Raw genomic sequence first — 25,128 nt, 5'->3', positions numbered from 1 at the left:
TCTGATGCAGGGGGCGCTTATGTTAATCAGCCATTCTCGCAGTAGGTTCATCCCGTTCATCCTTGTGGTGGTAACGATTCTTGCCGGATGCAGCCGATTAACCTTATCGCAGCAGGAGGCGGAAAACTCTGCTAAAGATCAAACGGGAAATGCTAATCTGCAAATAAGTGTCGTCAATCAAAGCAAATATGCGCCAATCGGTAAGGAAAATGTCTTTGTTACCGAAATAGAAAAGCGCTTTCATATGAAGTGGGACTACATGTCAATTCCGGTAACATCGGGGATGGACAAGTTTAATGTGATGTTCGCATCCGGACAAATCCCCGATATGGTGCTAACGATGAACAATTTCTCTGCAGTGAAAAACTGGGCTGAAGCCGGTTATCTCCTGCAAATTGGCGATTATATCGACCGTCTGCCCAACTATCGGAAATTATTCAATGAAGAAGAGTGGAAGGATATCCAAGATTATGCCGCAATTAACGGCAAGCTGTATATGCTTCCATCCAAAATAGATGTTAGAGATCCTATGGCCTGGATCTATCGGCGAGATGCATTTGAGCGGGCAGGTATTGCCGAGTTTCCCAAAACAACGGTTGCTTTCTATGAAGATTTGAAGAAATTGAAAGCAGTTAATCCGTCATTTGACGGCATCGGTGTGCGTGGCGGACCAAATACTACGGGAATTAAATCGCTGCTGGCAGGATTTCAGCATATTTTTCGGTTGCCTCCGGATTTCGGCGGTGTGGATGGTTGGCTTGGCTTCTGGAACGATCCGGATGCACAGAATCGACTGGTCTATGCGCCAGCTACGCCAAAACACCGGGATATGCTGATCTACCTAGCAAAGCTTTACAGAGAAGGGCTCATCGAGAAGGAATTTGCGACGATATCCGAAGAACAGTGGGCCGATAAGCGGAAGAAAGACAAGGATTTGATCGATTTCCAATGGGTGAGTCAAGTGGCAGATCTGCAGAAAGATGCGGCGAATCATCCAGGTATCGTATGGGACTATTCACGTTATCATCCACAAGCCTATGAGAAGCCGGGACTTGAGTTCCGTCCTGTTTCGGTAAGCCTTTATGGCCCATTGCTAAGCAGCAAGTTATTACAAGATGAAGCCAAACGAAATCGGATACTCAGCTATATTGATTGGGCGGCTTCCGATGAAGGCAGGCTTTTCCACATGATGGGCATGGAAAATGTGACCTACCAATATGACGGTGAATCTGTGCGTTATACGGCGGGGAACGATCGCAAAAGGGTAGCTTCGGAGTACGGCTTCGATTGGTTTTTAAGTAAAAGCCCCATAGCTCTCTCTTCGGATGAACCGTCCAAGAAAGCGAATGAGGCTTGGCAGGTGTATCAAAAGCTGCCGTACGTCGAGCCCAGGAGCACTCCCTTTACGGACCAGGATTGGGAAACGCTTTCCATTTATATGGGGACTGTCCAAGATGTCGTGTATCGCTTTGCGACCAAATCGGTGATGGGACTTGAAGATGCATCCAAGGATAGCGTGTGGCAGGACTATTTAAATCAGCTCAATAAAGCAGGGCTGCAAGACATGCTGAATATTTTTCAAAAGTATTGGAAATAAGCTTGATCCGCGTTTCGTCTCTGAAAGGAGAATGCTTCACATGTGGAATTGGAAAAACACGCATTTGCATAAACAATCATTTTTTGTGAAGTTTGTCTTATCCTATCTGCTTATTTTGCTAATTCCAATTCTAATTGGAGTTCAGCAATATTATAAGACGCAGCAGGTTCTCGCTGAGGATGCAGCGGAAATGAATCTGCAAATTCTAAGGATGAGCCAGGATATCGTCGATCGACTTTTTCTTGAGGTAGACGATGTCGTCTCGACGCTCTCCGTGAATAACGATGTATTGAATTTAATGCAAAATGTAAGCGCTACTCCGACACCTGAGCAGCTCTATAATTTCTCATTGCTGCGTAACACGTTGAATCAATATACCATCACGAATAAATTTTTCTTCGATATCTATTTATCCTTCAAGAATAGCCAGTCGGTGATCACATCCAAAACTTCATTTGATTTGAGGGACAATAACGTCCGAATCGGCAATCAATCGCTAGCTGAATGGATGGATGCCGTATCGACGCGCGGCGATCAGAAGCAATACTATAATTTGGATGCGGTACAAATCGGTGCGATGAACTACAAGCTGATTGCGTATGTAAGTCCGCTGCCAAATGGATTTCAGGGCAAAGTTCAGGGCTCGATCGTCGTTTTCATCAATCAAAATGATATCAACGGGTTATTTCAGCGTTTGGTCATCAAAAACAAAGGGTTTGCTTATATTTTAGACACCAAGGGGCAAATGATAGCTCCAACTTCCGTCGATGATGTGAAAATCGGCAAGCCAAGCGCGGAAGCCACAGCATCAAGCTCAGGATCGTCCTTTGAGACCATGAACGGGATTAACATGCTTGTTTCACACTCGCGCTCTGATCAAAATGGCTGGAATTATATCGCCGCTCTCCCGACAAGTGTCGTACTTGCCAAAGCGGATTATATCAAACGAATGATCGTCATGATAACCGTTACCACCTTAATTCTTGGAATCGTTGTTGCCATTGTAATGGCTTACCGTAACAGCAAACCGATGTCCGAGCTGATGGAAAGTAACCGGATGTTAAACACCCGAATGGAACAGCAGCTGCCCTTGATTCAGCTTTCGATGATCGAGCGATTAATGAGAGGTTATTATAAAAACGAAGCGGATAGTAGGGAAGCTCTGTCTCAGGCTAAAGTTTCCCTTCAGGGGGACCGATTCTACGCGATTGCGGTTTCCATTTCAATGGGAGAGGGCTATACGATTGCGCCGAATGGTGGGAAAGCGATTCAGGACTATATCCTGATGTATCTCTATGAGCTTGTCCATGGATACGATTACTTGATCAGCTTAAATGCAGACAGGGCTGACATCATTGTTTCTCTTGAAGCCTATAAAGCGGAAACCCATGTAGAACAGATTCGATACGATTGGAAAAGTGGTAGAAAAGACGTGCTCGAGGATAATGAAATCCGCCTTTCTATCGGAATCGGCCGCCTATACAGCCAATTGCACGAGGTTTGGCGATCACATAATGAAGCCAGGCAAGCCGTGGATTATGCCGTTTCTGGGGGTCAAAATGTCGTCATCTGGTATGAGGACATCGCGCAAGGCTCCAACTATTATTACTATCCATTGGATTTGGAAATGAAATTAGTCCATACGATTAAAAACGGCGATGTGGAGTCGTTAGAGCAGATCCTCTATCAATTGGAGGAACAAAATCACTCAGAACGACAGCTAAGCGCAACGACCAGGAAACAATTGGTCAGTGAAATTCAAAGTACCTTATATAAATTGATGGAACAGCTGCAATTCGGATATGTGACCTACAACGAGTTGAATGCTAAGCTGGAATTTATGCAAAATCATGCTGAACCGCAGTGGTCAACGGTGAGGTCCGCTCTACAGATCGTTTGTCACCATATCAACGATAATAAGAAACAGAAACAACATAAAATGGCAGATGCTATGATGGAAATGGTGCATGCGCAATTTTTGGATGCCAATTTCGGGTTGGCCAATCTTGCCGATCATTTCAAATGTTCGGAGAGTTTTATCTCCGTACAGTTTAAGGAGTCTGCAGGAACAAGTTTCTCCGAATATGTGGAGAGGATGCGTTTGGACAAAGCCTGTCACCTGCTCCGCGACACGGAGAAAAGCATTAACGATATTGCGCTTGAGGTCGGATACAATAGTGACAAAAGCTTTAGGCGCGCTTTCAAACGAACGCTCGGGACGCAGCCGACATCGTATCGGGAGTCAACGACATAGCGGTAACACGAGAAAAGCGCAGAGCATGCGCTTTTTTTCATGCGCGCGATTAATTAAACTAGGCGCACACAACGAATGGATGAAAGTTCGACTATACTGTAAGCGCTACCACTTTTAATGTATGGTCAAAAAATATTGTTCCGTGGGATGAGTGGTGAATGGCACTTTATGTAAGCGCTTAATAGCCTTGCTGTCACAGAGTTCTTACTGTATTTGGATTTATCACCATTGCAATTAGATAATGTGTGTGCCACATGAACTGTTCCTTTACGGTGCTGCCTATCGCAGTTACAGTTGAGTCTATAAAGCGCTGCCATAACAAACGGCGATATCCGATATTTGAGAAAGTTGGTGAGGCGAAACCTATGAATACCAGTGATAATGCCACCGTCATGATGCATGTACCTACTAAGCCGGCGCCTGCAAGCAACTTCTTCTGGCACAGAGTAAAGCAGCAGAAAATCTTGCTGCTGTTATTAGTACCGGGCCTCTTGTACTTTTTCATTTTTTCTTATATTCCCATGTACGGTGTTTTAATTGCTTTTAAAAACTTTAAAATGCAGGCCGGGGAATCTTTTTTTTACAGTGTTCTGAAAGCTCCGTGGGCTGGATCGCTTGGATTAAACCATTTTAAAACGTTTATACACGGTCCTTATTTTTGGATGCTGCTTCGCAACACGTTTTTGCTGGGATTATATTCGATTATTTTTGGATTTCCGGTGCCAATCCTTTTTGCGTTATTACTGAACGAGCTTCGCAACCGGTATTACAAAAGTTTTGTGCAGACAGTCAGTTATCTGCCTTATTTTTTATCCATTGTAGCTATTGTCGGCATGATGAAGCTAATGCTTGCTCCCGAAACTGGGGTTGTGAATCTGATCCTTGTAAAACTGGGCATGGAACCTATCTATTTCTTCGGAATGCCAAGCTGGTTCAGGACGTTGTTCATTTCATCGCATATTTGGAAAGATCTTGGCATGGGGGCTGTCATTTATTTAGCGGCTTTATCCAAAGTCGATGCGGAACAATATGAATCGGCCGTTCTCGATGGGGCAACGCGGATTCAACAAATTTGGCACATCACACTGCCGGCGATTAAACCTGTCATTGTCATAACGCTCATTTTAAGTCTCTCTGGTGTACTAAGCGTAGGTGCTGAGAAAGTTATCTTAATGTATTCCCCGTTAACTTACGACACAGCGGATGTTTTCTCCACTTATGTTTACAGGCAAGGGTTAATTGACATGAATTTCAGCTTCGGCGCAGCCGTCGATTTGTTCAATTCTGTCATTAACGTCATCTTCTTGGTAAGCGCCAATTACTTGGCGAAGAAAGTTTCGGGTGAAAGCCTGTGGTAGGAAATTAGGAAGGAGGGAATGGCGTGGTTAAAGACAGGACATTAAGTTCTAAGTTGCTGGATAGTGTCGTTCATCTTGTAATGGTGATTGTCATCATTGTGACGTTGTTTCCGGTATTAAATATTATCGCTGTTTCGTTCAGCTCTCCGGAGAATATTTCCAACGGTTCGGTCGTTCTGTTCCCAAAAGGTTTTAATTTGAGCGCTTACCGGACGATTATGTTCGAAGATGTTCATATTCCCAAGTCATTCGTAAATTCCATCTTTATTACCCTCGTGGGAACAATCGCAAATGTCATGATTACAACGATTACTGCTTATTCGCTTTCCAAGAAATATTTGGTCATGCGTGGCTATTTCATTACCTTCGTAGTTATTCCCATGTTTTTCGGTGGTGGCATAATTCCGCTGTTTCTGGTTGTAAAATCGCTAGGCATGGTGAACTCCTATTCCTCTTTAATTATTCCATCTCTGATGAGCCCATGGTGGTTAATTATAATGATTTCTTTCTTTCGGACATTTCCCGTTGAGATTGAAGAGGCTGCCAAAATTGACGGCTGCAGCGATTTCGGAGCGCTTATTAGGATCGTGCTGCCCTTATCGACGGCTGCGGTGGCTACAATCTCCTTGTTTTATGCCGTAGCGCATTGGAACTCCTTTTTCCCGGCCATGATGTATTTGAACAACTACAATATGTATCCGCTCCAACTCATTTTAAGGGATATTGTGCTGCAAAATTCGCTGGCCGAGCAGCTTGCCGCATCCGGGAATGTTGCATTAGCGAACGATGTGCAATCCAGTCTTACTCCGCAAAGCGTCCAGTATGCTACTCTCGTTATTTCCATCATACCGATGTTGATTGTGTATCCGTTCATCCAGAAATATTTTGTTAAGGGCATTATGATTGGTTCTTTAAAAGGTTAGCACATTGAATTATGCGAGAGGGGGTTCTGGATGGTTAAACCGTAAGCGGTTTCAAAGGCATCTCATTTGTAACTACTTTTATGAGGAAAAGGGGTTTTGAGTATGTTGAAAAAGAAATGGATCGTTTCCGCTGTTGTCGTCGGCATGTCTTCCACTACGCTTTTATCAGGATGTTCAACCAATGCGAATAAAACCGATGTCGCTGCAACAAGCTCGACCGAAACCGCAAAAGCCGCTTCAGATCCGAATAGCATGGACAAAACCATTAATCTGAAAGTCGTTAGTCAGACGAAGTATGCGCCAAATGCGGTGCCAAACGAATATACGAAGCAAACCGAGCAGAAATTCAACATGAAATGGGATTACCAGGCGATCCCACTTTCCGCAGGCATGGATAAATACAATGTTATGTTCGCATCGGGCGACTATCCGGATTTCATTCCGAATATGAACAATTGGAATGCAGTGAAGAAGTGGGCCTCTGCCGGCTATTTACTCCCAATCGGGGACTATTTTGACAAAATGCCTAACTACAGAAAGCTTTACACGGATGAACAATGGAAAATGCTGCAAGACTTTACGTCTGTCAATGGGAAAATCTATATGCTGCCATCGATTACGACGACTTACGATCCAATGGCCTGGATTTATCGTAAAGATGTTTTTGATAAAGCAGGAATCACTTCTTTCCCGAAAACAACCGACGAATTGATGGCTGCTTTACAAAAAATTAAAGAGTCGAACCCAAGTTTCATCGGCATTGGCATACGTGGCGGCTCAGGCAATACAGGCGTTAAAGCATTGCTCAACAGCTTTGCCAACACGTTCCGTGTACCACAAGACTTTGCCGGATCGACAGGTTGGACCAGTTTCTGGAAAGATCCGGATATGAATAATCAAGTTGTCTTCTCTCCGGCAACGACGAAACAGCGCGACATGCTGAAATATCTTGCGAAGCTGTATAAGGCAGGTTTGATTCAAAAAGATTTTGCTACCGGCACGGAAGATCAATTCAATCAGAATCGTTTAAACGGGAAAGATGTGATCGATTTTCAATGGGTGAGCCAAATTGTGAGCTTGGAAAAACAGAACAAAAATGCCGATTGGGAATACGCCCGCACGTATATCGCAGATACAGCCGGCGGCAAAGAACCCGTCATGTTTAAAGGTCCGGATTTCTCGCTGTTCGGCTCCATTCTAAGCAACAAACTGGCGAATGAACCAGACAAATTAAACCGCTTGCTGAAATATTTGGATTGGTCGTCAACGCCAGAGGGTCAGCTTTTTAACCAATTAGGTGTAGAAAATTTGACATACGTCATGAAAGACGGTGTTCCTGTTTATAAAGATGATTTGGATCGTAAAAAAGTACTGGAGCAGTTTGGCTTTGACTACTTCATTGCAAAAAGCGATGCGGCTCAAAAATCCGACCCGACTTATGCCATTACGACGGAAGCAGCGCCTGCCTTCAAACAGATGACGACGTTCTTGGCGCCATATGCCACGCTTTCCGAAGATGACAGCAATACGGTGAATGCTACTATGACAGGTGTTTGGAATGAGGTATACCAATTCGCTACAAAAGCGGTTATGGGTCTGGTTAATATCGAAGATGATAAGGTGTGGAACGATCACTTGGCTAATTTGAATAAGGTTGGGTTAGATAAAGCGTTAGCTATTTACCAGAAATCAATCAAATAAAGGATTCGAGATTGGGCGTGCATCATCCAGTAAGAACAGGGAGGAATGGATATGAAAACGATTTATCTGTCCGTACAAGATCATGCAGCGCCAAGAATTTTGTTTGGTGCGGCACTTCTTACAAAGGCTCTGGAAGACCAAGGTTATCATGTTGAAACGTCTGAACCATGGATGGCAACCAATTATCGGGAGCAGGTTGGGACGAAAATCTACATCGGCAACCGTCAGGAATCCGACTTGATCCGATCTCTGGAGGAGCAGGAAATCCTCTGTTATCATACGCAGGCTCCTGAGGAAGAAGGTTTTTATTTAGCTACGCTTCCTGGTCAATTGACCGTCATCTCCGGCGGCAGCGATGCTGGTACACTATATGGGTGTCAAGAACTGGCAGCTATCCTTCGTGAAGAGAAGGGGCTGCCCGATCGATTGGCTTTTGGCGATGCGCCGTCATTCGTGCTGCGGGGACCCGCACTCGGGCTGCAGAAAACAAAGGTAGAGCCTCCCCGCCGCACCTATGAATACCCCGTGACACCGGCGAGATTTCCTTGGTTTTACGATAAGGCCCTTTGGCTTGATTTCCTTGATATGCTCTTAGCGCAGCGCTGCAATGTGGTCTACATCTGGACGGGGCATCCGTTCTCCTCCTTCGTGAAGCTTGACGATTACCCGGAAGCGCTCGAAGTGACGGAAGACGAGTTTCAGCTGAACGTAGAAACCTTTCATTGGCTGGCGGAGGAAGGAAATAAACGCGGCATTTGGATCGTTCTTAAATTTTACAATATCCATATTCCGCTGCCGTTTGCACAGAAGCATGGCCTGGAGCTGCACCAACCGAAACCCACGCCACTGATTAGCGACTACTATAAAAAGAGCATTTCGGCATTTGTCCGCACATTCCCCAATGTAGGTTTGATGGTATGCCTAGGGGAGGCGCTGCAGGGACAGCTCTATGGAGCAGAATGGTTAACGGAAACGATTCTTGAAGGGGTTAATGAGGGGTTAAAGGATTTGCAGCTGAAAGAAAAACCGCCGATCATCGTCCGTTCGCATGCCATCAACGCGGAGAACGTAATGGCTGCCGCACTCCCGCATTATCCAAACCTCTATACAGAAGCGAAGTTTAATGGAGAGTCTCTGACCACATTCACACCTAGAGGGCGCTGGCAGAGCATTCATAATCACCTTAGTTCGCTGGAGACGATTCACATGATCAACGTGCATATTTTGGCCAATTTGGAGCCATTCCGTTGGGGCAGCCCCTCTTTTATTCAAAAAAGCATGCAGGCGGCCAAATACCGGCTTGGCGCGAACGGGCTTCACTTGTACCCGTTGTTTTACTGGGATTGGCCGTATTCACCGGATCAGGCTGCACCTCGGTTGCGTCAGTTTGATCGCGATTGGATCTGGTTTGCATCCTGGTTTCGTTATGCTTGGAATCCGGACAGAGATCCCAAACAGGAGAGACGCTATTGGATAGATCTTCTCGCCGAGCGTTTCGGTAGCAGAGAAGCAGGAGAGTTGATCCTGACAGCCTATGAGGAATCAGGTGAATGTGCACCCAAAATTCTGCGCCGCTTTGGGATTACCGAGGGGAATCGGCAGACGATGAGTCTGGGCATGACACTCAGTCAATTGACCAACCCTGATCGCTATATGCCTTGGAAGGAGTTATGGGAATGTCAAGCTCCGCAAGGTGAGCGTCTGGAGGAATATGTTGTTAAGGAAATTGGAGGCATGCCACATATCGGAGAGACGCCTGAGGATATTATCCTGGAAGTTGAACGTGACACGGAAAAAGCAGTAGTTGCGATTCGTAAAGCAAGCAGTTCAGTAAGCCGGAATAAGGAGGAGTTCGACCGAATTGCCAATGACATTGAAGCGATTCGGCTTATGACTTACTCCTACACCTATAAAGTTAGGGCAGCGATCAACATTCTAACTTACAAGCATACGGTCGGAGGACGTTATTTCGAGCGGACTGACTTACTGGAAAGCGCGCAGACACATGTAGAAGAGAGCCTTAGGAATTATCGAGAGCTTAGTGCTTTGACGAATCAAACGTACTTGTACGCCAACAGCATGCAAACACCTCAACGCAAGGTACCATTCCCGAATGGAGAAACCTATGGTCATTGGAGAGACTGTCTGCCCCTTTATGAGCAGGAATTTGAAAATTTAACGAAACAGGTGCAGCGTTTACAAGAAGGTCGTTTACCAACAGTTCTGAAGGATACAGGTGGTAAAATTGAGCCTTATCATGCCGTTCCTTTCGTACTGCATTCCAAAAATGCCGAGACGTATACGATTGAGAAGCAGCAGTATATTTTCAATGATGGAGATGTCTTTATTCAAAATTTCGCGGAAGAGCTGACAGGTTTGACTGGTGTTCGCTTCAGCCAGCGGGAAGCCTCAAAAGAAGGCGTAAATCTGGACATTGAGTTGTCGGAGAAGTCTATGATCTTGGTTGGATATTTCAATTCACCGGACTCCCAGTGGCTGAATGCGCCAAATTTGGAGGAAAATACGCATGCAGATGACCGAGGCGGATTAGTGCCGGTTCTGACGAACGGCATGAAGGTCTATTTTTATCCAAGTTTAAATATTCATGCTTATACGTATGAGGCCGGCAGGCATACACTGGTGTTCGGCAAAGGAGCTTATTTGCTTGTAGGCATCATTTCCGGTGAACAAAGATTAATGACACGTGATGTGTCCCACGAAGGCGTGAGCGCAGATACAATGGATTGGCTCTATAGCGCGGAAGAAGATACGCAGCCAGAGAGAATTGTCCAACCAACAAGGGGTGTATAAAAGTGAAAAATGATAGGGGCCACCGTCCTAAATTAGGACTCCAAGGTCCTGTGCTCGCCTGGCAGGATCCATGGGCCAAGGAAGCATCCGACCAACTAATGCGAACAGGAACAGGGATGGTCACTCCATCCCAAGATCCTCTGCCGGACCCGGCATCATATAAGGCTGTTTTGCAGGAGTTGGGCACTCAGTTTTACGTGCATCATATGTTTCCGGACTTGTCCGGGCAAACGGAAATGTTAAATGATATGGCCAACTCCGGGATGGAGGTAATCTTGGGTAATGAATATGGCAACATTAACGGTCCGTTCGTTCAGGGGACGAATCGTTATGATGTCCCGGATGAAGCCATCCTTGCAGCAGCAGCCAGCGGGAAATTAATCGGGCTTTTGTATGACGAGCCTGAGCATCTGCAAATCAATGCCGGACAATATCGCAAGGATGGATGGTTCCCGCATTGGGGGGAGACCGAAGGACTCAACTTGGCTCAATCAGAGGAACATGTCATTGCTGCGGTTTCCGAACGGGTGAAGCATGTGCATGATTTACTGAACAAAAACGGCTTTGACGGGGACTCCGTTCCCTTAGTTTCGGAGCATGTTTTCCCCGTCATGTTTCATACGATGGCAAGGGCGGGCATGACGCTTTGTCCTAAAATCATGAAGGAATCGTTCCAATCCTTGCAGCTGTCGACGGCGCTTGGAGCTGCGAAGCAATATGGACGTTCCATGTGGATTTGTGCCGACTTGTGGGGACCGGATATTGGAGCTTGGTTTACCCGGACGTCCGGATTTCCCGGACATTCTCCTGCCGAGTACGAATCTGCCCTAAAGTTAGGGTACTATATGTCCCCGACACACCTGTTTACGGAAAATGTGGACGCATTGCTTGCCTATGATGGCACCCGGTTCACTAAAACCGAGTTTGGCGAGATCTGGGAACAATTCGTGAGGGATTTCGTCCCCGACCATCCGCTTTCTTGGCGGCATGCTGATGCTGCTCCTGACATTGTCATCATCCATTCGGACGATAGCAATTACGGACAGAACGCCCGTTTATTTGGAAACCGCAGCAGCAGGAGCCCTGAGGAGACGAATTGTATATTTGAAGTGTGGCATCTGCTCAGCCATGGCACTATACCATCGCATGGAAGCTGTATGCACATTCCTGGCTTTCATTTCCCGCGCCATGAGTTAAAGCAAAGGGTGCCGTTTGAGCAGTTTCCGCTAAAGCAAGGAGCAGACTTTATGTCTGCCCAGGCGATTCATACACTCTTTTACCCGGTTAATAATGTTCTCGTCTTTGATAGTTCCGTGCGAGCTGAGCAGATTGGCCACCCGAAACTGATTCTCGTAGCGGGTTCCCGAATCACCGATGAAACGCTCCACGCTGTCCGAAGAAAAGCGGAAGAAGGGGCAACCGTGATCATTGGGAAATGGCTGCTCTCCGAGAAATGGCGCGATTCCCGTACATTTGGAAATGGCGTATGGCTGACAGTCGATAGTTTCCTGGATGAAAACGCACTTGAGGCAGCGGTGCCATTTCTCGGGAGCCAGGATTGCTGGGTACAAAAATTCGGGAGTACCGAACTTAGAATATATAAGAAAGACTCCGCAGGATTTACTTTGGATTTTGAAACCCTTCTTTCCTGATTTGGGAAGGGTTTTTTCCTTTTACTTTTTTAAACTGCCTGCTGAAGAAAGACAAGTCCTTGTATCCCAACGCTTCGGCGACTTCAGAGGCATTCATCCCGTTATAGCGCAGCAAATGTTCAGCCCGCTCAATACGCGTCTGAATGATATATTGTTCCAGGGATATCCCCATAATTTCTTTGAATTTGAGAGAAAAATAGCGCGGGGATAGGTTGGCATTCTCCGCCAATGATTCCATCGAATGTGGAATGCCAGGTGTCTGACGGATACGGTGAGCAAGCATTCGAATGAGCGAGGTTGTATGATCGGTTGGGTGCAAGGCCGGCTGTTCTTCCTCGCGTTTTAACTGCATCAGCATCAAGGTTAACAACAATTTTCCTTCAATAGCGGAATCTGACGTGTTCTCCAACATCGCTTCAACATAACGATTGAGATAAGTTTCAAAAAGGTATCGATCCTTCACCATATGAGTACCAGATGGCATTGAAGGAAGCAATTTCTGATAATCAGCCAAAGAAAAGTGAATATAAGTGACGGTTAATGGCTGCTGAGGATCATGGCTTGCGGCTGTGCGGTCTCCCGGTCTGAATACGAAACATGTCCCGCCTCCGATGGGGGATGTCAAACTGTTTCGCAGCATCGTGCCCGAACCGCTCCAAGCGTACCAGAGATCGAAATCTTCCAATGGCTGCTGCCGAGTATCCCATTTCCAAGTCCGTTCGCATGTGACTTTGCCGAAGTTGCTGTTTAAGCCGAATTGTGAGGTGAATTCCACGTTCGAGTTTCTCCTTTATGTAGAAAAGTACAAAGATTTCGACCTGTAGTGAATTCATTTTACACTGATTTATCCGTAATATGAAGTTATTCAAAATATCTTTAGTACAAACATTTGAAGGAGATGTTTTACAATGCTGCATCCGTTTATGGGAATCGAACAATGGGATCGAATTGGTTTGTCCGTTGAGGAGTCGGCTAAGCGTCTTCAGCGCATTGCGTACGTTGATCGGCGTTGTATGAATCTCGAAGCGGGACACATGACGGCACGGCCTGAATATGAGGTAAAAGGAGCATTAGCTCGGTTCACTTGGCAGGATGCCGAATTTTATAACCAGTTCCGCAACCGCTGCAAGCAGCTTCGGATGGGCGTGAGAGCATTTGAGAAGTGCCCGGATGATGCATTAGATCTGTTGATGACGACAATATTGGAATCGTCCAATACCCTAAACTTGCTGGTCGCTTTATTTGAGGTGCTGAAGCCAGCATCAATCAATGCGGTGAACAGGTATCTATCTGAAGCTCAACCACTCGTGGATGAACCGACGATCCATCTTTTGCAGCATCAGCTCAGCGACCGCAAAGGGCAAATGGTTTGGGGCGAGCAGGCGATTGCTCACTTTATGGCATCCGCCAGCGGGGAAGAGGTAGAGAGCGCAGAGCGCTGGAAGCAGTATATTCAAGCGCTGCTGCAAGCAGCTGGGGGCGTTGATGGATGCGAGGACCAGATACCGGCCAATCCAAGTTTGATTGTGGAGACGGAACCCTTTCAGCTCCCTATTGCGAGCACCAGAGATGAGCGGTTTCAAACGTCCGTCGTCAAAATGAAGGGCATGACATTCGAAGACAATGATGAAGGGCGTTTTCTTCAAATGATGCTTTCCCGTTACTTCGAGATGTCGCCTGCCGAAGGTGTCGCTTATGTGCACTTTTCTACGGAAGGGAAGCCGTGGTCCTTTTACTATGATACGGCCAGACATTGTTGGGACGAGGTCAGGCACTGCTGGTTCGGAGAAGCGGCGCTGCGGAGTAAGGGCTACGACGTCCATGCCATCCCGAATTGGACCGGCTGGTATGATATGACCAGCCAATTGTTTAATCGCGAAGAAGCATATACGCATTTAACCATTGCCATAGAAAAAGCTGCGATGAAATATCCACCGGGAAAAAGAGAAGAGTGGGAATTCTGCCGGGATGTCGTCAAGGACCCGTTAATGACGACATTCCAAGACTTCGATTGGGCCGATGAGGTGGTTCATGCCGGGTTCGGGCAGAAATGGATTATTGATGAACTGTTTCAGGGCGACAACGTGAAAGCCTTGGATGCAGCCGAGGTTACTGTGGCGAAACGAGCCGTGTACATGGACAATTTCGATAAAGAAGGGAATGTGCCGCCGCCGAGCCGTTTTGCCGGCAATTATTAAGGAGCAAACGAGGCTGTCGATCCACGTCGAGAAGGGTTCCCTTCTGATGAAATCGGCAGCCTTTATTTTTGATATTCCTTGGGAGTGAAGCCGGTGATCTGCTTAAAAATTCGGCTGAAGTAAAACTGATCGAGGTAACCGACACGTTCGCCAACTTCTTTAATCGTTAAATTGCGATAATGCGTCAACAGATATTTGGCCTCATTAATGCGCAGTGTCATCAGGTAGCGGGAGGGAGGTTCGGAGGTGTATTTGATAAAAATTTTGCTTAAATATGAGGCTGTGAAATTGAAATGCCGTGCAATTTGCTCAAGGCTTAGCTCTTTGGTAAAGTTTTCACGCATAAACTCACGGACAAGTTGAACGATATCTTCTGGATTTTGTGCCGTTTGCATGTTCAAACCTTTTAGATGGTCCTGAAACTGAGCTCTCTCATTCTCAATAAGCGAAATATTGCGAGACAGCACGCGCTGAAGCTCTTCCGTTGAAACCGGTTTGAGCAGATAATCTTTGACATTATACTGCATAGCTTCCTTGGCATAGGCGAAATCGGCATAGCCGCTGGCGATAATTTTGCGAATGCGAGGAAAGTAGCTGTCAAGCGACTTGATAAGCTCCAGCCCATCCATAACGGGCATGCGAATATCCGTCACGATAAGATCTGGCTGATCTTGGCGCACCAGTTCAAGCGCTTCTTTACCGTCTTGCGCAGCGCCGATGACTTTTACCGTACCGCAAAGGTTCTCAATTCGCTTAACCAGATTATTACGAATCAAATCCTCATCTTCGACGACGATGATCTTAACTAACAGCCGTTCCTCCGTGACCATGGTGTTCGTTGATACCTCCTTGCGAAAGTGTTCCGCCGATCATGACGGTCGCGCCTTGCCCGTCGTTTACAATCCTGAAAATAGTATCGTTACCGTACATAAGTTTCATGCGGATATAAATATTTAACAGTCCCATCCCGTTTAATTGGAGTAAAGGAAGTACGTTCGTTTTGTCAATTTCCCTTATTTTCCGATGAAGAACCGCTAAACTTTCCTCACTGAAACCTTCTCCCGTATCGGCAACTTCAACTTGCCAAAGATTACCTGAGATTGTTCCTCTCACGCGAATCGTCCATGGCGGCTGATGTTTGGTTGCAAATTTGAGCGCATTTTCCACTAATGGTTGGATAATAAGCTTTGGTATTCGCAGTTCTGAGAGCTGCTCATCGATGTCAAATTCGAAATGAAGCTTACGCCCGAAACGGATTTGATTGATTTCCAAATATTTTCGGGTATGCAGAACTTCCTCCTTGAGAGCGACCAGGGAACCGTCTGCTGAGAAATAACGAAGAAAGTCGGACATATTTTCGGTCATGGCAACGATTTCCGCGTTCATATTTTCCTGCGCCATAACCTGGATTGTCGTTAATGTATTATACAGAAAATGCGGATTCATTTGCGTCTGCAGAGCAATCAGTTTCGCTTGCAGTTCTTGATGCTGAGACATTAGCAAATCATCCATGGATTGCTTTAGCCGCGTACTCATCTTCATGAACGACCAATACAACTGGTCCAGTTCGTTTAATCCGCTATTTAACTGAGGTGCGGCAACACGTTCAGTGCCGAGGTCTTCCAGCCGCATGGTTCGCATGGAACGATGAATTTTTTGAATTGGCATTGTAATTCGCTTTGCTGCAAGAAAGGATAGTAAAATAGCCAACAGCAAAATAACCAGGGCTACTAGCACCGTGCGCTTCGCAAAGGTGAAAAGAGGCGACAGCAACTTGTTTTCAGACACAATAATGACCGTACTGAGCCCGGTAAAGTCGGAGTAATGCAGCGATAACAGCGCCTTCTCCCCCGTATCCTGATTGTAAAAGGATTGGTCTCCGGTTGTACCATCCGTTCCCTTATACTGCATATAGGGCAAGTATCGTTCTTTATCTGCATTCGTGGGATAGATGATTTCGTTAGCATCATTGTAAACGAGGACTTTAGCTTGGTAGGGATTGCGTTCAGTAAAATCGATAGCGCTTTTGAAAATGCGATTAAAGTACTGCTTCACTTCGATAATCCCCATTGGCGTATTGTAGTTATCGTAGAAAAGACGGAATAAAGAAATCGAAAATTGCTTCTCTTGGGAGGAGATGAAACGTGACATTTCCTCGTCGGGGACAGGAAGAGCAATGTATTTTCCAGCTGCGTTATTCATCACTGTGTTAAACCAAGGCTTATCTTGGGGGACATAGCTTCGTTCTCCATTATCAAAGCCGTTACCGTATACTTTGCTTTTGAAATCATACAAATACAGCTGTTCAACAGGCCGAGATGGACCGATTGCAGCCGTGAGGATGTCAGTCAATTCTTTGGCATTTTGCACAGATTTCTCGCCGCTGATGACATTAACGTTCTCTGGTTGCTGCTTCGCTTCCGAGTTGGTTGTGAGGGAAAGATAGCTTTGAAAATGATTTTTCACGAGGTTGGAGTACATCACATTCAACGAAACATCGTTTAATTTATGGAACTCGGAATCAATGTTGTCCTGCATGGACTGTCCCATGCTTTCCAAGGTATCCGTCGCATTCTTCCGCAGCAGATCGGAGGCCCATAGATAGAACCAGGCAACCAGAACGGTGAACACGATAACGATAATGAACGAGTAGGTGGAGAAAAGAATCGAGCGTATGTTGCGGTGTTTAGTCCACATAAGCTGCCTCCAAACGGTCGGTGTGCCTTAGTTGTTTTCATTTTCCATCGGGTCGACCGTTTTGTCAAAGCTTTTCTTGTAAGCGCATGCAAGTCAAATTTGTGCATAAAAGGAGTCGGATTTCTCCATGTTAGATAACGGGCAAGGCATCTATAATGAGGGCATATCCGAAATGTAAGCGGATTTATGAGGGTCATAAACCAAGGGGAGTGGTGTTGTGAAAAAGCCGTTATGGATGTTGGCCGTATCTGTAGTTACCGTGGCATTGGTTGGAGGATGCAGCAGTGGATCTGCGCCAAATGCGACTAGTAGTGCTGCAACGCCCGCAGGAAAAAGCGAAACATCTGCAACTGAGAGCAAAACCCCCGCTAAGAAAGACGTGACGCTAACGTATATTGCAAGCCAAGGTTGGATTAAGGATACGGAGATGCAGCTGGCCAAAAAGTTCGAGAGCGAAACCGGCATCCGTATTGACTATCAAATTATTCCAGCCGATCAATACTTTAATGTGCTGAAGACGAAGCTGAATGCCAAGGAAGGTCCGGATCTATTCGGCGGCCAAAGCGGTAAAAGTGAGATAAGTTTAAATTACAACGTAGAAAAAAATGCCGTTGATCTGAGCGATCAAGAGTGGACCAAGCGGGAGGATAAGCTTTCACTGGAGCAGCTTTCACTAAACGGAAAAGTGTATGCGCTTACGATTTGGGATACCGGCAATAGTTTTGTCGTTGTATACAACAAAAAGATTTATGAGAAGCTCGGGATCAGCGTGCCAAAAACGTATGAAGAGTTCAAGCAAGCTTCCTTGAAAATTAAGCAATCCGGCATAACGCCGATTTATGAACCTATTGCAGACGGTTGGCACCATGTGCTTTGGTTCGCAGAACCGGGACCTCGGTATGACGAAGTTACGCCTAATCTGTACAACGATCTGAACGCAAACAAAAAGAAATTTGTTGATGATGCAAGCATGAAAACCTCCTTGACTCAGATGAAGGAAATGTATGATCTCGGATTTTTTGGTGATAACACGTTCTCTGACACCGGTTCGGATACATCGAACAAACTGGCTAGCGGTAAATTTGCCATGTCCCTGTCGACACAAAGCACCCCAGGTGATGTCACCAAAATTAATCCCGAGCTGAAAACCGAAGACTTCGGATTCATCCCGATTCCGCTTGCCGATAATCAATTTTATTACATCAATCCGGGTGGTCCGAGTAAGTTCGTTTATTCCGGGTCGAAACATATCGAAGAGGCGAAGCAGTATCTAGCCTTTTTAGCCAAACCGGAAAATCTGCAATATATGGTCGATAACGACAAAACGGTCTCGAATCTGAACTTCACAGGACTTAAGGATAAATATACCGACGAGCAGAAAAAGCTGTTTGCGGCTTATCCAAAGAGAGGTACTGACCTCCAGGATTATGTCAACTATGTCAATCCGCAATGGATGGATATGGGGAAAGATATGGTTGCGATGTTCAGCAAGGCCATGGAGCCAATCGATGTGCTGAAAAGCATTGATAAGCGAAGAGCAGACATGGCAGGGGTGGCCAAAGACCCAGCCTGGGCCAAATAAAAGAGATTAGCATTCTATTCGGAGTGGGGAGTTTACCGCTATGAACAATAAGATTTATCCTTCTTATTTCAGTTGGGCGACACTCGGGTTATATCTGATTTTTTTTATCATACCGGGATTGATGGGCTTCTACTATTCATTCACCGATTGGAACATGTATTCCAATGACATTCAGTTCATCGGTTTTGATAATTTCAGCTCGCTGTTCTCAGCCGATGAGAAATACATGAAGTTTATTATGAACACGCTCAATTTTACGGTATCGACGGTGATTCTGAAGACGTTGCTCGGACTTGCATTTGCCATCGCTCTTAATGAGGGTATTCGAATGAAAGGATTTCACCGAGTGATGATTTTCATGCCTTCGATCGTTCCGATGCTCGTGGTCGGCCTTATTTTCAAATCCGTTCTTAATCCTGCTACAGGCCTTCTGAATGAATCACTGCGAGCAATCGGCTTAGATGTCCTGACGCAAAAGTGGCTCGTTGACGTGAATTGGGCGTTCAAATCAATAATCGCCGTCGATACGTGGAAGGGTGTAGGGTACATCATGATCATCCTGCTCGCCGGCTTGCAATCGATCTCGAAAACCTACTATGAAGCGGCACAGATCGATGGTGCAAATAGCTGGCAAAAGTTCAAATATGTTACGGTCCCACTTCTGATGCCTGCTCTCGTCGTTACCACCGTGCTCAATTTATTGCATGGCCTTAAGGTCTTTGAGGTTGTGTACGTTCTGACGAATGGGGGTCCGGGCTATGCGACGGATGTGCTGTATACGACGATTTTCAAGGAATTTTCGCAAGGAAGGTATGGCGTAGGGACAGCCTTGTCAACCGTTCTGTTCTTGTTCATGACCATTGTCGGCTACTTCGTGATTCGGTTGATGGCCAAAGAAGAGGAGATTAGCGCATGAAAATGAACCCCGTTATCTCCTTGCTTCGAAACGTGTTTGCTTGGGTTCTTAGCCTGCTCATGTTCATTCCTCTGCTGCTGATCGTCATCAATTCACTGAAAACACAGCTCGAAGCAAACACAATGAGTATGAACCTGCCGAAAAGCTTGGCGTGGAGCAATTATGCCGTTGTTATTGAACAAGGTAAACTAATTCAGTCGTTTTTTAACAGTCTGCTCTACGCCAGTGTATCAACCGTGTTAGGTATTGCACTTGCTTCCATTGCGGCTTATGTGTTTTCCAGAAACCGAACGCGCATGAATCGGATTCTTTATTTATTCGTCATCATGGGCATCGCGATGCCAGTCAACTTTGTTACCTTAACCAAAGTCATGCAAATGACGCATCTCATTAATACACAGCTTGGCATCATTATTTTGCTGGCCGTCGGCTCGATCCCGTTCAGTGTATTTCTCATCTACGGATTCGTAGCCTCTGTACCAAAAGAGTTAGACGAGGCAGGGATTGTGGACGGATGCCCTCCATTCAAGCTGTTTTACGCGATTGTACTTCCACTTTTGGTACCAGTCATCGTGACAGTCGCTATTTTGAACTTTATGGGTGCTTGGAACGATTTCGTGCTTCCCTTATATTATTTGAACTCTTCGACGAAGTGGCCGATGACGTTAGCCGTTTACAACTTTTATGGACGTTTTCAGGTGAATTGGAACTTAGTTTCGGCGGATATTGTGCTTACAACACTGCCGGTCATCGTCATCTATCTCATTGGCCAAAAATATATCATTTCCGGGATGACATCCGGGTCCGTCAAAGGATAGCTACTTTTTAATAAAAAGGAGTTGGACACACCATGAATAAGCCCACATACAAACTAGGCGTTATCGGGCTTGGGGAAGGACGCAGTATTATCTCTGCAGCGCTGCAAAGCGAACGTTGGGATCTAGTCAATGTTTGCGACATTAATGAAGAGATGTGCAAGCTGCGTAGGGATGAATTCGGGTTTGAGCGATATACGCTTAACTACGCGGATCTGCTCAATGATCCTGAGATAGATGTCATAGCTATCTATACACCGGATCAATTGCACGGCCGGCATATCCAAATGGCGTTGGAAGCAGGCAAACATGTTATTGTAACCAAACCGATGCTTCATTCTCTGGAAGAAGCCAGCGGATTGCTTGGTGTATGGAAAAGCTCGGGCAAACATGTTTTTGTGGGACAGAGCTCCAGATTTTTTGAGCCGATGATTCATCAACGCAATGATTTCTTAGCCGGCCGCCATGGTGAAGTGGATACCGTAGAAACCTTTTACATATCGGACTCTCGCTGGTTTTTGCAGAAAGATTGGAGCAGGCAGCATGGGTTCAGTTGGTTGTATAATTTTATGATTCACGCCGTTGATCTGGCCAAATGGTATTTGCCTGAGATCGAAGAAGTGTTCGGTTACGGGCACTCGAGCAGTACGAACAAGGAGTACGGGTTAACGGCGCCGGATTCGATGAGATTTGTGATGAAAGATAAGGAAGGGCGAATCGCCCAAGTAGCCGGTTCCTACACCAAACCATCGCTGCAGCATGTTGATCCAGGTATAAGCTGTACACTCAGGGGGACGAAAGGGACGAGTAGAGCTGTTTACTCCAATCTGTTGTATCATACGCATTTTCCGCCGGAGCAGCCTGTGACCCATACGTTCGACGAGAAATTTCCGTACTATTTTCGTTTCGAGGGAACAAGCCATCATGCGGGTGAGTATCAAAATTACATTGAATATTTTGCCGATTGTCTGGAACAAGGCGAAACGCCGAAGCCGGATTTGGCGGAGGGGATTCACACTCTTTCGATTCTGACAGCGATGGAAAGAAGCATGGAAAGCGGCAACCCCGTGAAAGTAAACGATGTTTTGAAGGAGTTTTGCTTGGAACTGTAAAAGTTAATTCGATATATGACAGGTAGATCCTCAGCGTACTGCTGTGGGTCTATTTTTGTTTTTGGAGCGTTTCGCAGAATAGTCGATTTTTCGGAAGATTCACTAATATTCGAATGATTCGTAATTATGTGCATAATTCGTAGTACTGCAGATTTATTTTTCTCATTATTACAACTATTATTAGAATTAAGGTGGACAGTAACAATAGACAGCACAAGAGGGAGGGATAGCAGATATGAAGCTGGCCGTATTGGGCGCAGGAGCTATAGGTGTCAAACATTTAGAGGCAGCAAGTGAGATTGACGGGTTGAAGCCTGTCGCCATTGTTGAGATTAATGAATCTCTGGCCTTGGAGACGGCTAAGAAGTATGGAATTAAGGCTTATACAGATTATCAAGAAATGCTGCAGAAAGAAAAACCGGATATAGCTGTGATTGCGCTGCCACATTTTTTACATAAAGAAGTGTCTATCCGCTGTGCCGAGCAAGGATCTCATATTTTACTTGAAAAGCCGATGGCTTTAGATACAGTGGAATGCGATGAGATTATTGCTGCAGCTGAGCGAAATGAAGTTAAGCTAATGGTTGGTCATACGCAACACTATTTTCCAGAGAATATTGAAGTTAGACGAATTATTGAGAGCGGCGAGCTTGGAAAGCTTGTCATGATTAATGATACGCGGAACGTAAACTACTATAGAGCAGATCGACCCGGGTGGTTCTTTGAGAAGAGTAAAGCAGGTGGAGGCATCATGATGAATCTGGGGGCGCATTCGATTGATAAAATTCAATGGATGACACAAAGCAGGGTCACCAAGGTGAAGGCATCCGTAAGCTTCCATGAAGAACGGGGTGACGTTGAAGGCAGCGGGATTGTTTTTATGGAAACCTCCTCCGGTGTTTCCGCTGTGATTACGCAATCCGGGTATCCAGGAGTTTCACGTAATGAAACAGAGTTTATGTTTACAAAAGGTATGCTCAAGCTGGAGACGGGGAAGGGCCTGTCCATAAGCCGTGACGGTTTGTACGGGCCAGTCTTGCTGAAACCGGCTGAGCAGCCTTTAGTCCAGCAATTATTAGATTTTATGGATGCGATTACAAATGATACTTGGCTGGATTGTTCCGGAGCGTATTCCAAAACGGTCGTTTCTGTCATCGAGAGTATATATGCTTCAAGTGAGACAGGAACGGAGCAGATCGTGAAATAACGATATAAGAGGAGTGATGAGATGAGTGAAAAAATGAGATTTGCTGTCATAGGAGCCGGAGTGATTGCTCCCTCTCATGCGAAGGCCATTCAGGGTAACTCGCAAGCAGAGTTGGTTGGCATCGCCGATGTTGAGGTTGAAAAGGCTGAAAAATTAGCAGCGGATTTTTCAATTCCGCATGTGTATCAGGACTACCAGCAGTTGCTGAAGCGTGATGATATTGATGCTGTTACGGTAGCGGTACCAAGCGGCTATCATGCGGAAGTCGTCATTGCGGCAGCACAGGCAGGCAAACATGTGTTGTGTGAAAAGCCGCTTGATATCACTTCGGAAAACATGACGCTTATGATCGATGCTTGCCGTAAAGCAAATGTGAAGCTCGGCTGCGTATTTCAACGCCGTGTGACTGAGGCGTCTATTGTTGCGAAAAAAGCCATAGAGGCTGGCAAGCTGGGTAAACTGGTGCTTGGCGATGCTTACCAGAAAAGCTATCGCAGCCCACAGTATTACAAAAGCGCCGGCTGGCGCGGCACTTGGTCCATCGATGGCGGCGGTGCCCTGATGAACCAAGGTGTGCATGGCATCGACTTGATTCAATGGCTGATGGGCGATGTTCAATCTGTCTTTGCCTATTCGTCCGCGCTGGTTCGCGAGATTGAAGTGGAAGATACGGCAGTTGCCGTTGTGAAATACAAGAACGGAGCATTCGGCGTGATACAAGGAACTACCTCTGTGTATCCGGGGCAGGAGACGCGCTTCGAACTTCACGGGGAGAAAGGCACGATCATTTTTGACGATACGGGGTTCAAGCAGTGGAAAATTGCTGATAGTGAAGAAGAAGCGCCTAAGGTGGAGCCAAGAGTTAGCGCCAAAAATGATCCTTCCCATATCGCCAATGACGGGCATTTTATATTCGTTGATGATTTAATCCAAGCTATTCGTGAAAACAGGGATCCCTTGGTATCAGGAGAAGAAGGCAGGAAAGCTGTGGATTTAATTCTTGCTATCTATGAATCGTCACGGAGCGGGAAAGAAATTATGTTGAAATAGTCCTCTGCAGATGACATGACGTAGGAAAACGTAGGGGGGATAGGTTTGCCGGAAGAGACAAAACGTGAGGGTAAGACCGTTGTTAAAGGGAGACATTACCGTACAGGATTGCCGATAGAAGTAACTATCGCTAATGGACATATTGAGAATATTTGCTTGTTGGAAACTGAGCTTCAGGACCAGCTGCCGTGGATTGGACCCGGTCTGGTTGATTTGCAAATCAACGGCTACGCAGGTAGAGATTTCAATCAAGCTCCGTTAGCGAAGGAAACAGTCATGGAGCTGACGCGTGATCTTTGGAACAAGGGTGTCACCACCTACTATCCAACAGTAATTACGAACAGTGCTGACAAGATTAGTCAGATATTACGTTCCATTTCCGAAGCCTGTCGCACGGATCCCTTATCCGATAGCTGCATTCGCGGCATACATCTGGAGGGTCCGTTTATCTCGCCCGAAGATGGACCGCGTGGAGCGCATGGGAAACCGTATGTTACAGCTCCGAATTGGGAGTTGTTCCAGCAGTGGCAGGAAGCTGCGGGAGGTCGTATTACCTTCGTGACGATGTCACCGGAATGGCCGGAATCCGACGAGTTTATCAGGCGCTGTACCGAAAGTGGAGTTACAGTGTCAATTGGGCATACCAACGCTTCGCCTGAACAAATTCGTTCAGCGGTAGCCGCCGGGGCAAAGGTGTCCACGCATCTCGGGAACGCAGCCCATCAGATGCTGCCAAGGCATCCGAATTATATTTGGGAGCAGTTGGCAGCAGACGAGCTCTGGGCATGTATGATTGCCGATGGTTTCCATTTACCTGAGTCGGTGCTGAAAGTATTCATGAGGGTAAAAGGCGACAAAGCGATTATCGTCAGTGACGCTGTCTATTTAAGCGGACTTGAACCAGGACGTTACACAACGCATATTGGCGGCGAGGTCGTGCTGGCTCCGGATGGCAAGCTGCATTTGGCTGAAAATGCCAAGGTGCTGGCAGGCTCCGCCCAAATGCTGGTGTGGGGCATTCAGCATTTGGTGAAAAAAGGCTTATGCAGCTTGGCTGATGCTTGGGATATGGGCTCAATCCGGCCATCGGAGTTAATGCACCTGCAGACAGCTAAAGGACTTCAACAGCATGCTCCGGCGGATCTCGTGTTGTTTGCGTTTAAGGACGATGGTTTGTTACATATTATGAGCACATATAAAGAGGGAAATCTCGTATCACGCGCATAAAAATAGCTGAAAAGCATAGAAAGGGCTG

18 protein-coding genes are annotated in these 25,128 nt (G+C 46.1%); 15 read left to right on the top strand and 3 right to left on the bottom strand.

The genetic code is table 11. The features are described from left to right. The first annotated feature begins 19 nt into the window (after window positions 1-19). The 7 genes from AC3WTJ_RS19625 (at window position 20) to AC3WTJ_RS19595 (ending at window position 12,296) form a co-directional block, all read left to right on the top strand. Window positions 20-1,597: an extracellular solute-binding protein gene (locus AC3WTJ_RS19625; protein WP_492523248.1), complete on the top strand. Its 1,578-nt coding sequence runs from the start codon at window positions 20-22 to the stop codon at window positions 1,595-1,597. Window positions 1,598-1,637: 40 nt separating this feature from the next. Further along, entirely contained in the window at window positions 1,638-3,851 is a 2,214-nt protein-coding gene (locus AC3WTJ_RS19620; RefSeq protein ID WP_492523247.1) for a helix-turn-helix domain-containing protein, read from the top strand. A 365-nt stretch (window positions 3,852-4,216) separates the two neighbouring features. Next, entirely contained in the window at window positions 4,217-5,209 is a 993-nt protein-coding gene (locus AC3WTJ_RS19615; RefSeq protein ID WP_492523246.1) for an ABC transporter permease, read from the top strand. A gap of 23 nt (window positions 5,210-5,232) precedes the next feature. Next, a complete protein-coding gene (locus AC3WTJ_RS19610) occupies window positions 5,233-6,132 on the top strand; it encodes a carbohydrate ABC transporter permease (RefSeq protein ID WP_492523245.1) in 900 nt (299 codons plus the stop codon). 102 nt (window positions 6,133-6,234) lie between these two features. Further along, window positions 6,235-7,833: an extracellular solute-binding protein gene (locus AC3WTJ_RS19605; RefSeq protein ID WP_492523244.1), complete on the top strand. Its 1,599-nt coding sequence runs from the start codon at window positions 6,235-6,237 to the stop codon at window positions 7,831-7,833. A gap of 51 nt (window positions 7,834-7,884) precedes the next feature. Continuing rightward, on the top strand, window positions 7,885-10,644 hold the full coding sequence (locus AC3WTJ_RS19600) for a beta-N-acetylhexosaminidase family protein (RefSeq protein WP_492523243.1): 2,760 nt from the start codon (window positions 7,885-7,887) through the stop codon (window positions 10,642-10,644). A 2-nt stretch (window positions 10,645-10,646) separates the two neighbouring features. Further along, entirely contained in the window at window positions 10,647-12,296 is a 1,650-nt protein-coding gene (locus AC3WTJ_RS19595) for a hypothetical protein (protein ID WP_492523242.1), read from the top strand. On the opposite strand, the gene AC3WTJ_RS19590 is transcribed toward AC3WTJ_RS19595, so the two are convergent. Then, entirely contained in the window at window positions 12,265-13,071 is an 807-nt protein-coding gene (locus tag AC3WTJ_RS19590; protein WP_492523241.1) for a helix-turn-helix domain-containing protein, read from the bottom strand. The genes AC3WTJ_RS19595 and AC3WTJ_RS19590 overlap by 32 nt on opposite strands. A 133-nt stretch (window positions 13,072-13,204) precedes the next feature. Here AC3WTJ_RS19590 and AC3WTJ_RS19585 point away from each other — a divergent pair, with 133 nt between their 5' ends. Next, a complete protein-coding gene (locus AC3WTJ_RS19585; protein WP_492523240.1) occupies window positions 13,205-14,494 on the top strand; it encodes a hypothetical protein in 1,290 nt (429 codons plus the stop codon). A gap of 62 nt (window positions 14,495-14,556) precedes the next feature. Here the strand turns inward: AC3WTJ_RS19585 and AC3WTJ_RS19580 are convergent, their stop codons facing one another. Further along, window positions 14,557-15,324 (bottom strand): response regulator transcription factor, encoded by a 768-nt coding sequence (locus AC3WTJ_RS19580; RefSeq protein WP_492523239.1) that lies wholly within the window; start codon window positions 15,322-15,324, stop codon window positions 14,557-14,559. Then, window positions 15,296-17,191 carry a sensor histidine kinase gene (locus AC3WTJ_RS19575; protein WP_492523238.1) on the bottom strand — a complete coding sequence of 632 codons (1,896 nt, stop codon included), beginning with the start codon at window positions 17,189-17,191 and terminating at the stop codon, window positions 15,296-15,298. Before AC3WTJ_RS19575 ends, AC3WTJ_RS19580 begins: the two co-directional genes overlap by 29 nt. A gap of 217 nt (window positions 17,192-17,408) precedes the next feature. Here AC3WTJ_RS19575 and AC3WTJ_RS19570 point away from each other — a divergent pair, with 217 nt between their 5' ends. The 7 genes from AC3WTJ_RS19570 to AC3WTJ_RS19540 all read left to right on the top strand — a co-directional run bounded on the left by AC3WTJ_RS19570 (window position 17,409) and on the right by AC3WTJ_RS19540 (window position 25,100). Next, window positions 17,409-18,773: an ABC transporter substrate-binding protein gene (locus AC3WTJ_RS19570; protein WP_492523237.1), complete on the top strand. Its 1,365-nt coding sequence runs from the start codon at window positions 17,409-17,411 to the stop codon at window positions 18,771-18,773. A 40-nt stretch (window positions 18,774-18,813) separates the two neighbouring features. After that, window positions 18,814-19,689 carry a carbohydrate ABC transporter permease gene (locus AC3WTJ_RS19565; protein ID WP_492523236.1) on the top strand — a complete coding sequence of 292 codons (876 nt, stop codon included), beginning with the start codon at window positions 18,814-18,816 and terminating at the stop codon, window positions 19,687-19,689. Beyond that, a complete protein-coding gene (locus AC3WTJ_RS19560; RefSeq protein WP_492523235.1) occupies window positions 19,686-20,507 on the top strand; it encodes a carbohydrate ABC transporter permease in 822 nt (273 codons plus the stop codon). The genes AC3WTJ_RS19565 and AC3WTJ_RS19560 overlap by 4 nt, the downstream gene beginning before the upstream one ends. Before the next feature lie 32 nt (window positions 20,508-20,539). Then, window positions 20,540-21,616, top strand: a complete 1,077-nt coding sequence (locus tag AC3WTJ_RS19555) for a Gfo/Idh/MocA family protein (RefSeq protein WP_492523234.1) — start codon at window positions 20,540-20,542, stop codon at window positions 21,614-21,616. A gap of 235 nt (window positions 21,617-21,851) precedes the next feature. Then, window positions 21,852-22,823, top strand: a complete 972-nt coding sequence (locus AC3WTJ_RS19550) for a Gfo/Idh/MocA family protein (protein ID WP_492523233.1) — start codon at window positions 21,852-21,854, stop codon at window positions 22,821-22,823. Window positions 22,824-22,844: 21 nt separating this feature from the next. Then, window positions 22,845-23,873 (top strand): Gfo/Idh/MocA family protein, encoded by a 1,029-nt coding sequence (locus tag AC3WTJ_RS19545; protein ID WP_492523232.1) that lies wholly within the window; start codon window positions 22,845-22,847, stop codon window positions 23,871-23,873. Window positions 23,874-23,918: 45 nt separating this feature from the next. After that, a complete protein-coding gene (locus AC3WTJ_RS19540; RefSeq protein ID WP_492523231.1) occupies window positions 23,919-25,100 on the top strand; it encodes an N-acetylglucosamine-6-phosphate deacetylase in 1,182 nt (393 codons plus the stop codon). Window positions 25,101-25,128: the final 28 nt, after the last annotated feature.

Source organism: Paenibacillus sp. FW101-FHT12H11 (assembly GCF_058790355.1).
The sequence above is the reverse complement of the archived record's forward strand: the minus strand, read 5'-3'. Positions and strand labels throughout refer to the sequence as shown.

What these genes read in the sequence shown, in the direction of transcription:
- AC3WTJ_RS19625 (WP_492523248.1), top strand. Translation starts at nt 20, where the DNA reads ATGTTAATCAGCCATTCTCGCAGTAGGTTCATCCCGTTCATCCTTGTG.
- AC3WTJ_RS19620 (WP_492523247.1), top strand. Translation starts at nt 1,638, where the DNA reads ATGTGGAATTGGAAAAACACGCATTTGCATAAACAATCATTTTTTGTG.
- AC3WTJ_RS19615 (WP_492523246.1), top strand. Translation starts at nt 4,217, where the DNA reads ATGAATACCAGTGATAATGCCACCGTCATGATGCATGTACCTACTAAG.
- AC3WTJ_RS19605 (WP_492523244.1), top strand. Translation starts at nt 6,235, where the DNA reads ATGTTGAAAAAGAAATGGATCGTTTCCGCTGTTGTCGTCGGCATGTCT.
- AC3WTJ_RS19600 (WP_492523243.1), top strand. Translation starts at nt 7,885, where the DNA reads ATGAAAACGATTTATCTGTCCGTACAAGATCATGCAGCGCCAAGAATT.
- AC3WTJ_RS19585 (WP_492523240.1), top strand. Translation starts at nt 13,205, where the DNA reads ATGCTGCATCCGTTTATGGGAATCGAACAATGGGATCGAATTGGTTTG.
- AC3WTJ_RS19580 (WP_492523239.1), bottom strand. Translation starts at nt 15,324, where the DNA reads ATGGTCACGGAGGAACGGCTGTTAGTTAAGATCATCGTCGTCGAAGAT.
- AC3WTJ_RS19575 (WP_492523238.1), bottom strand. Translation starts at nt 17,191, where the DNA reads ATGTGGACTAAACACCGCAACATACGCTCGATTCTTTTCTCCACCTAC.
- AC3WTJ_RS19565 (WP_492523236.1), top strand. Translation starts at nt 18,814, where the DNA reads ATGAACAATAAGATTTATCCTTCTTATTTCAGTTGGGCGACACTCGGG.
- AC3WTJ_RS19560 (WP_492523235.1), top strand. Translation starts at nt 19,686, where the DNA reads ATGAAAATGAACCCCGTTATCTCCTTGCTTCGAAACGTGTTTGCTTGG.
- AC3WTJ_RS19555 (WP_492523234.1), top strand. Translation starts at nt 20,540, where the DNA reads ATGAATAAGCCCACATACAAACTAGGCGTTATCGGGCTTGGGGAAGGA.
- AC3WTJ_RS19550 (WP_492523233.1), top strand. Translation starts at nt 21,852, where the DNA reads ATGAAGCTGGCCGTATTGGGCGCAGGAGCTATAGGTGTCAAACATTTA.
- AC3WTJ_RS19545 (WP_492523232.1), top strand. Translation starts at nt 22,845, where the DNA reads ATGAGTGAAAAAATGAGATTTGCTGTCATAGGAGCCGGAGTGATTGCT.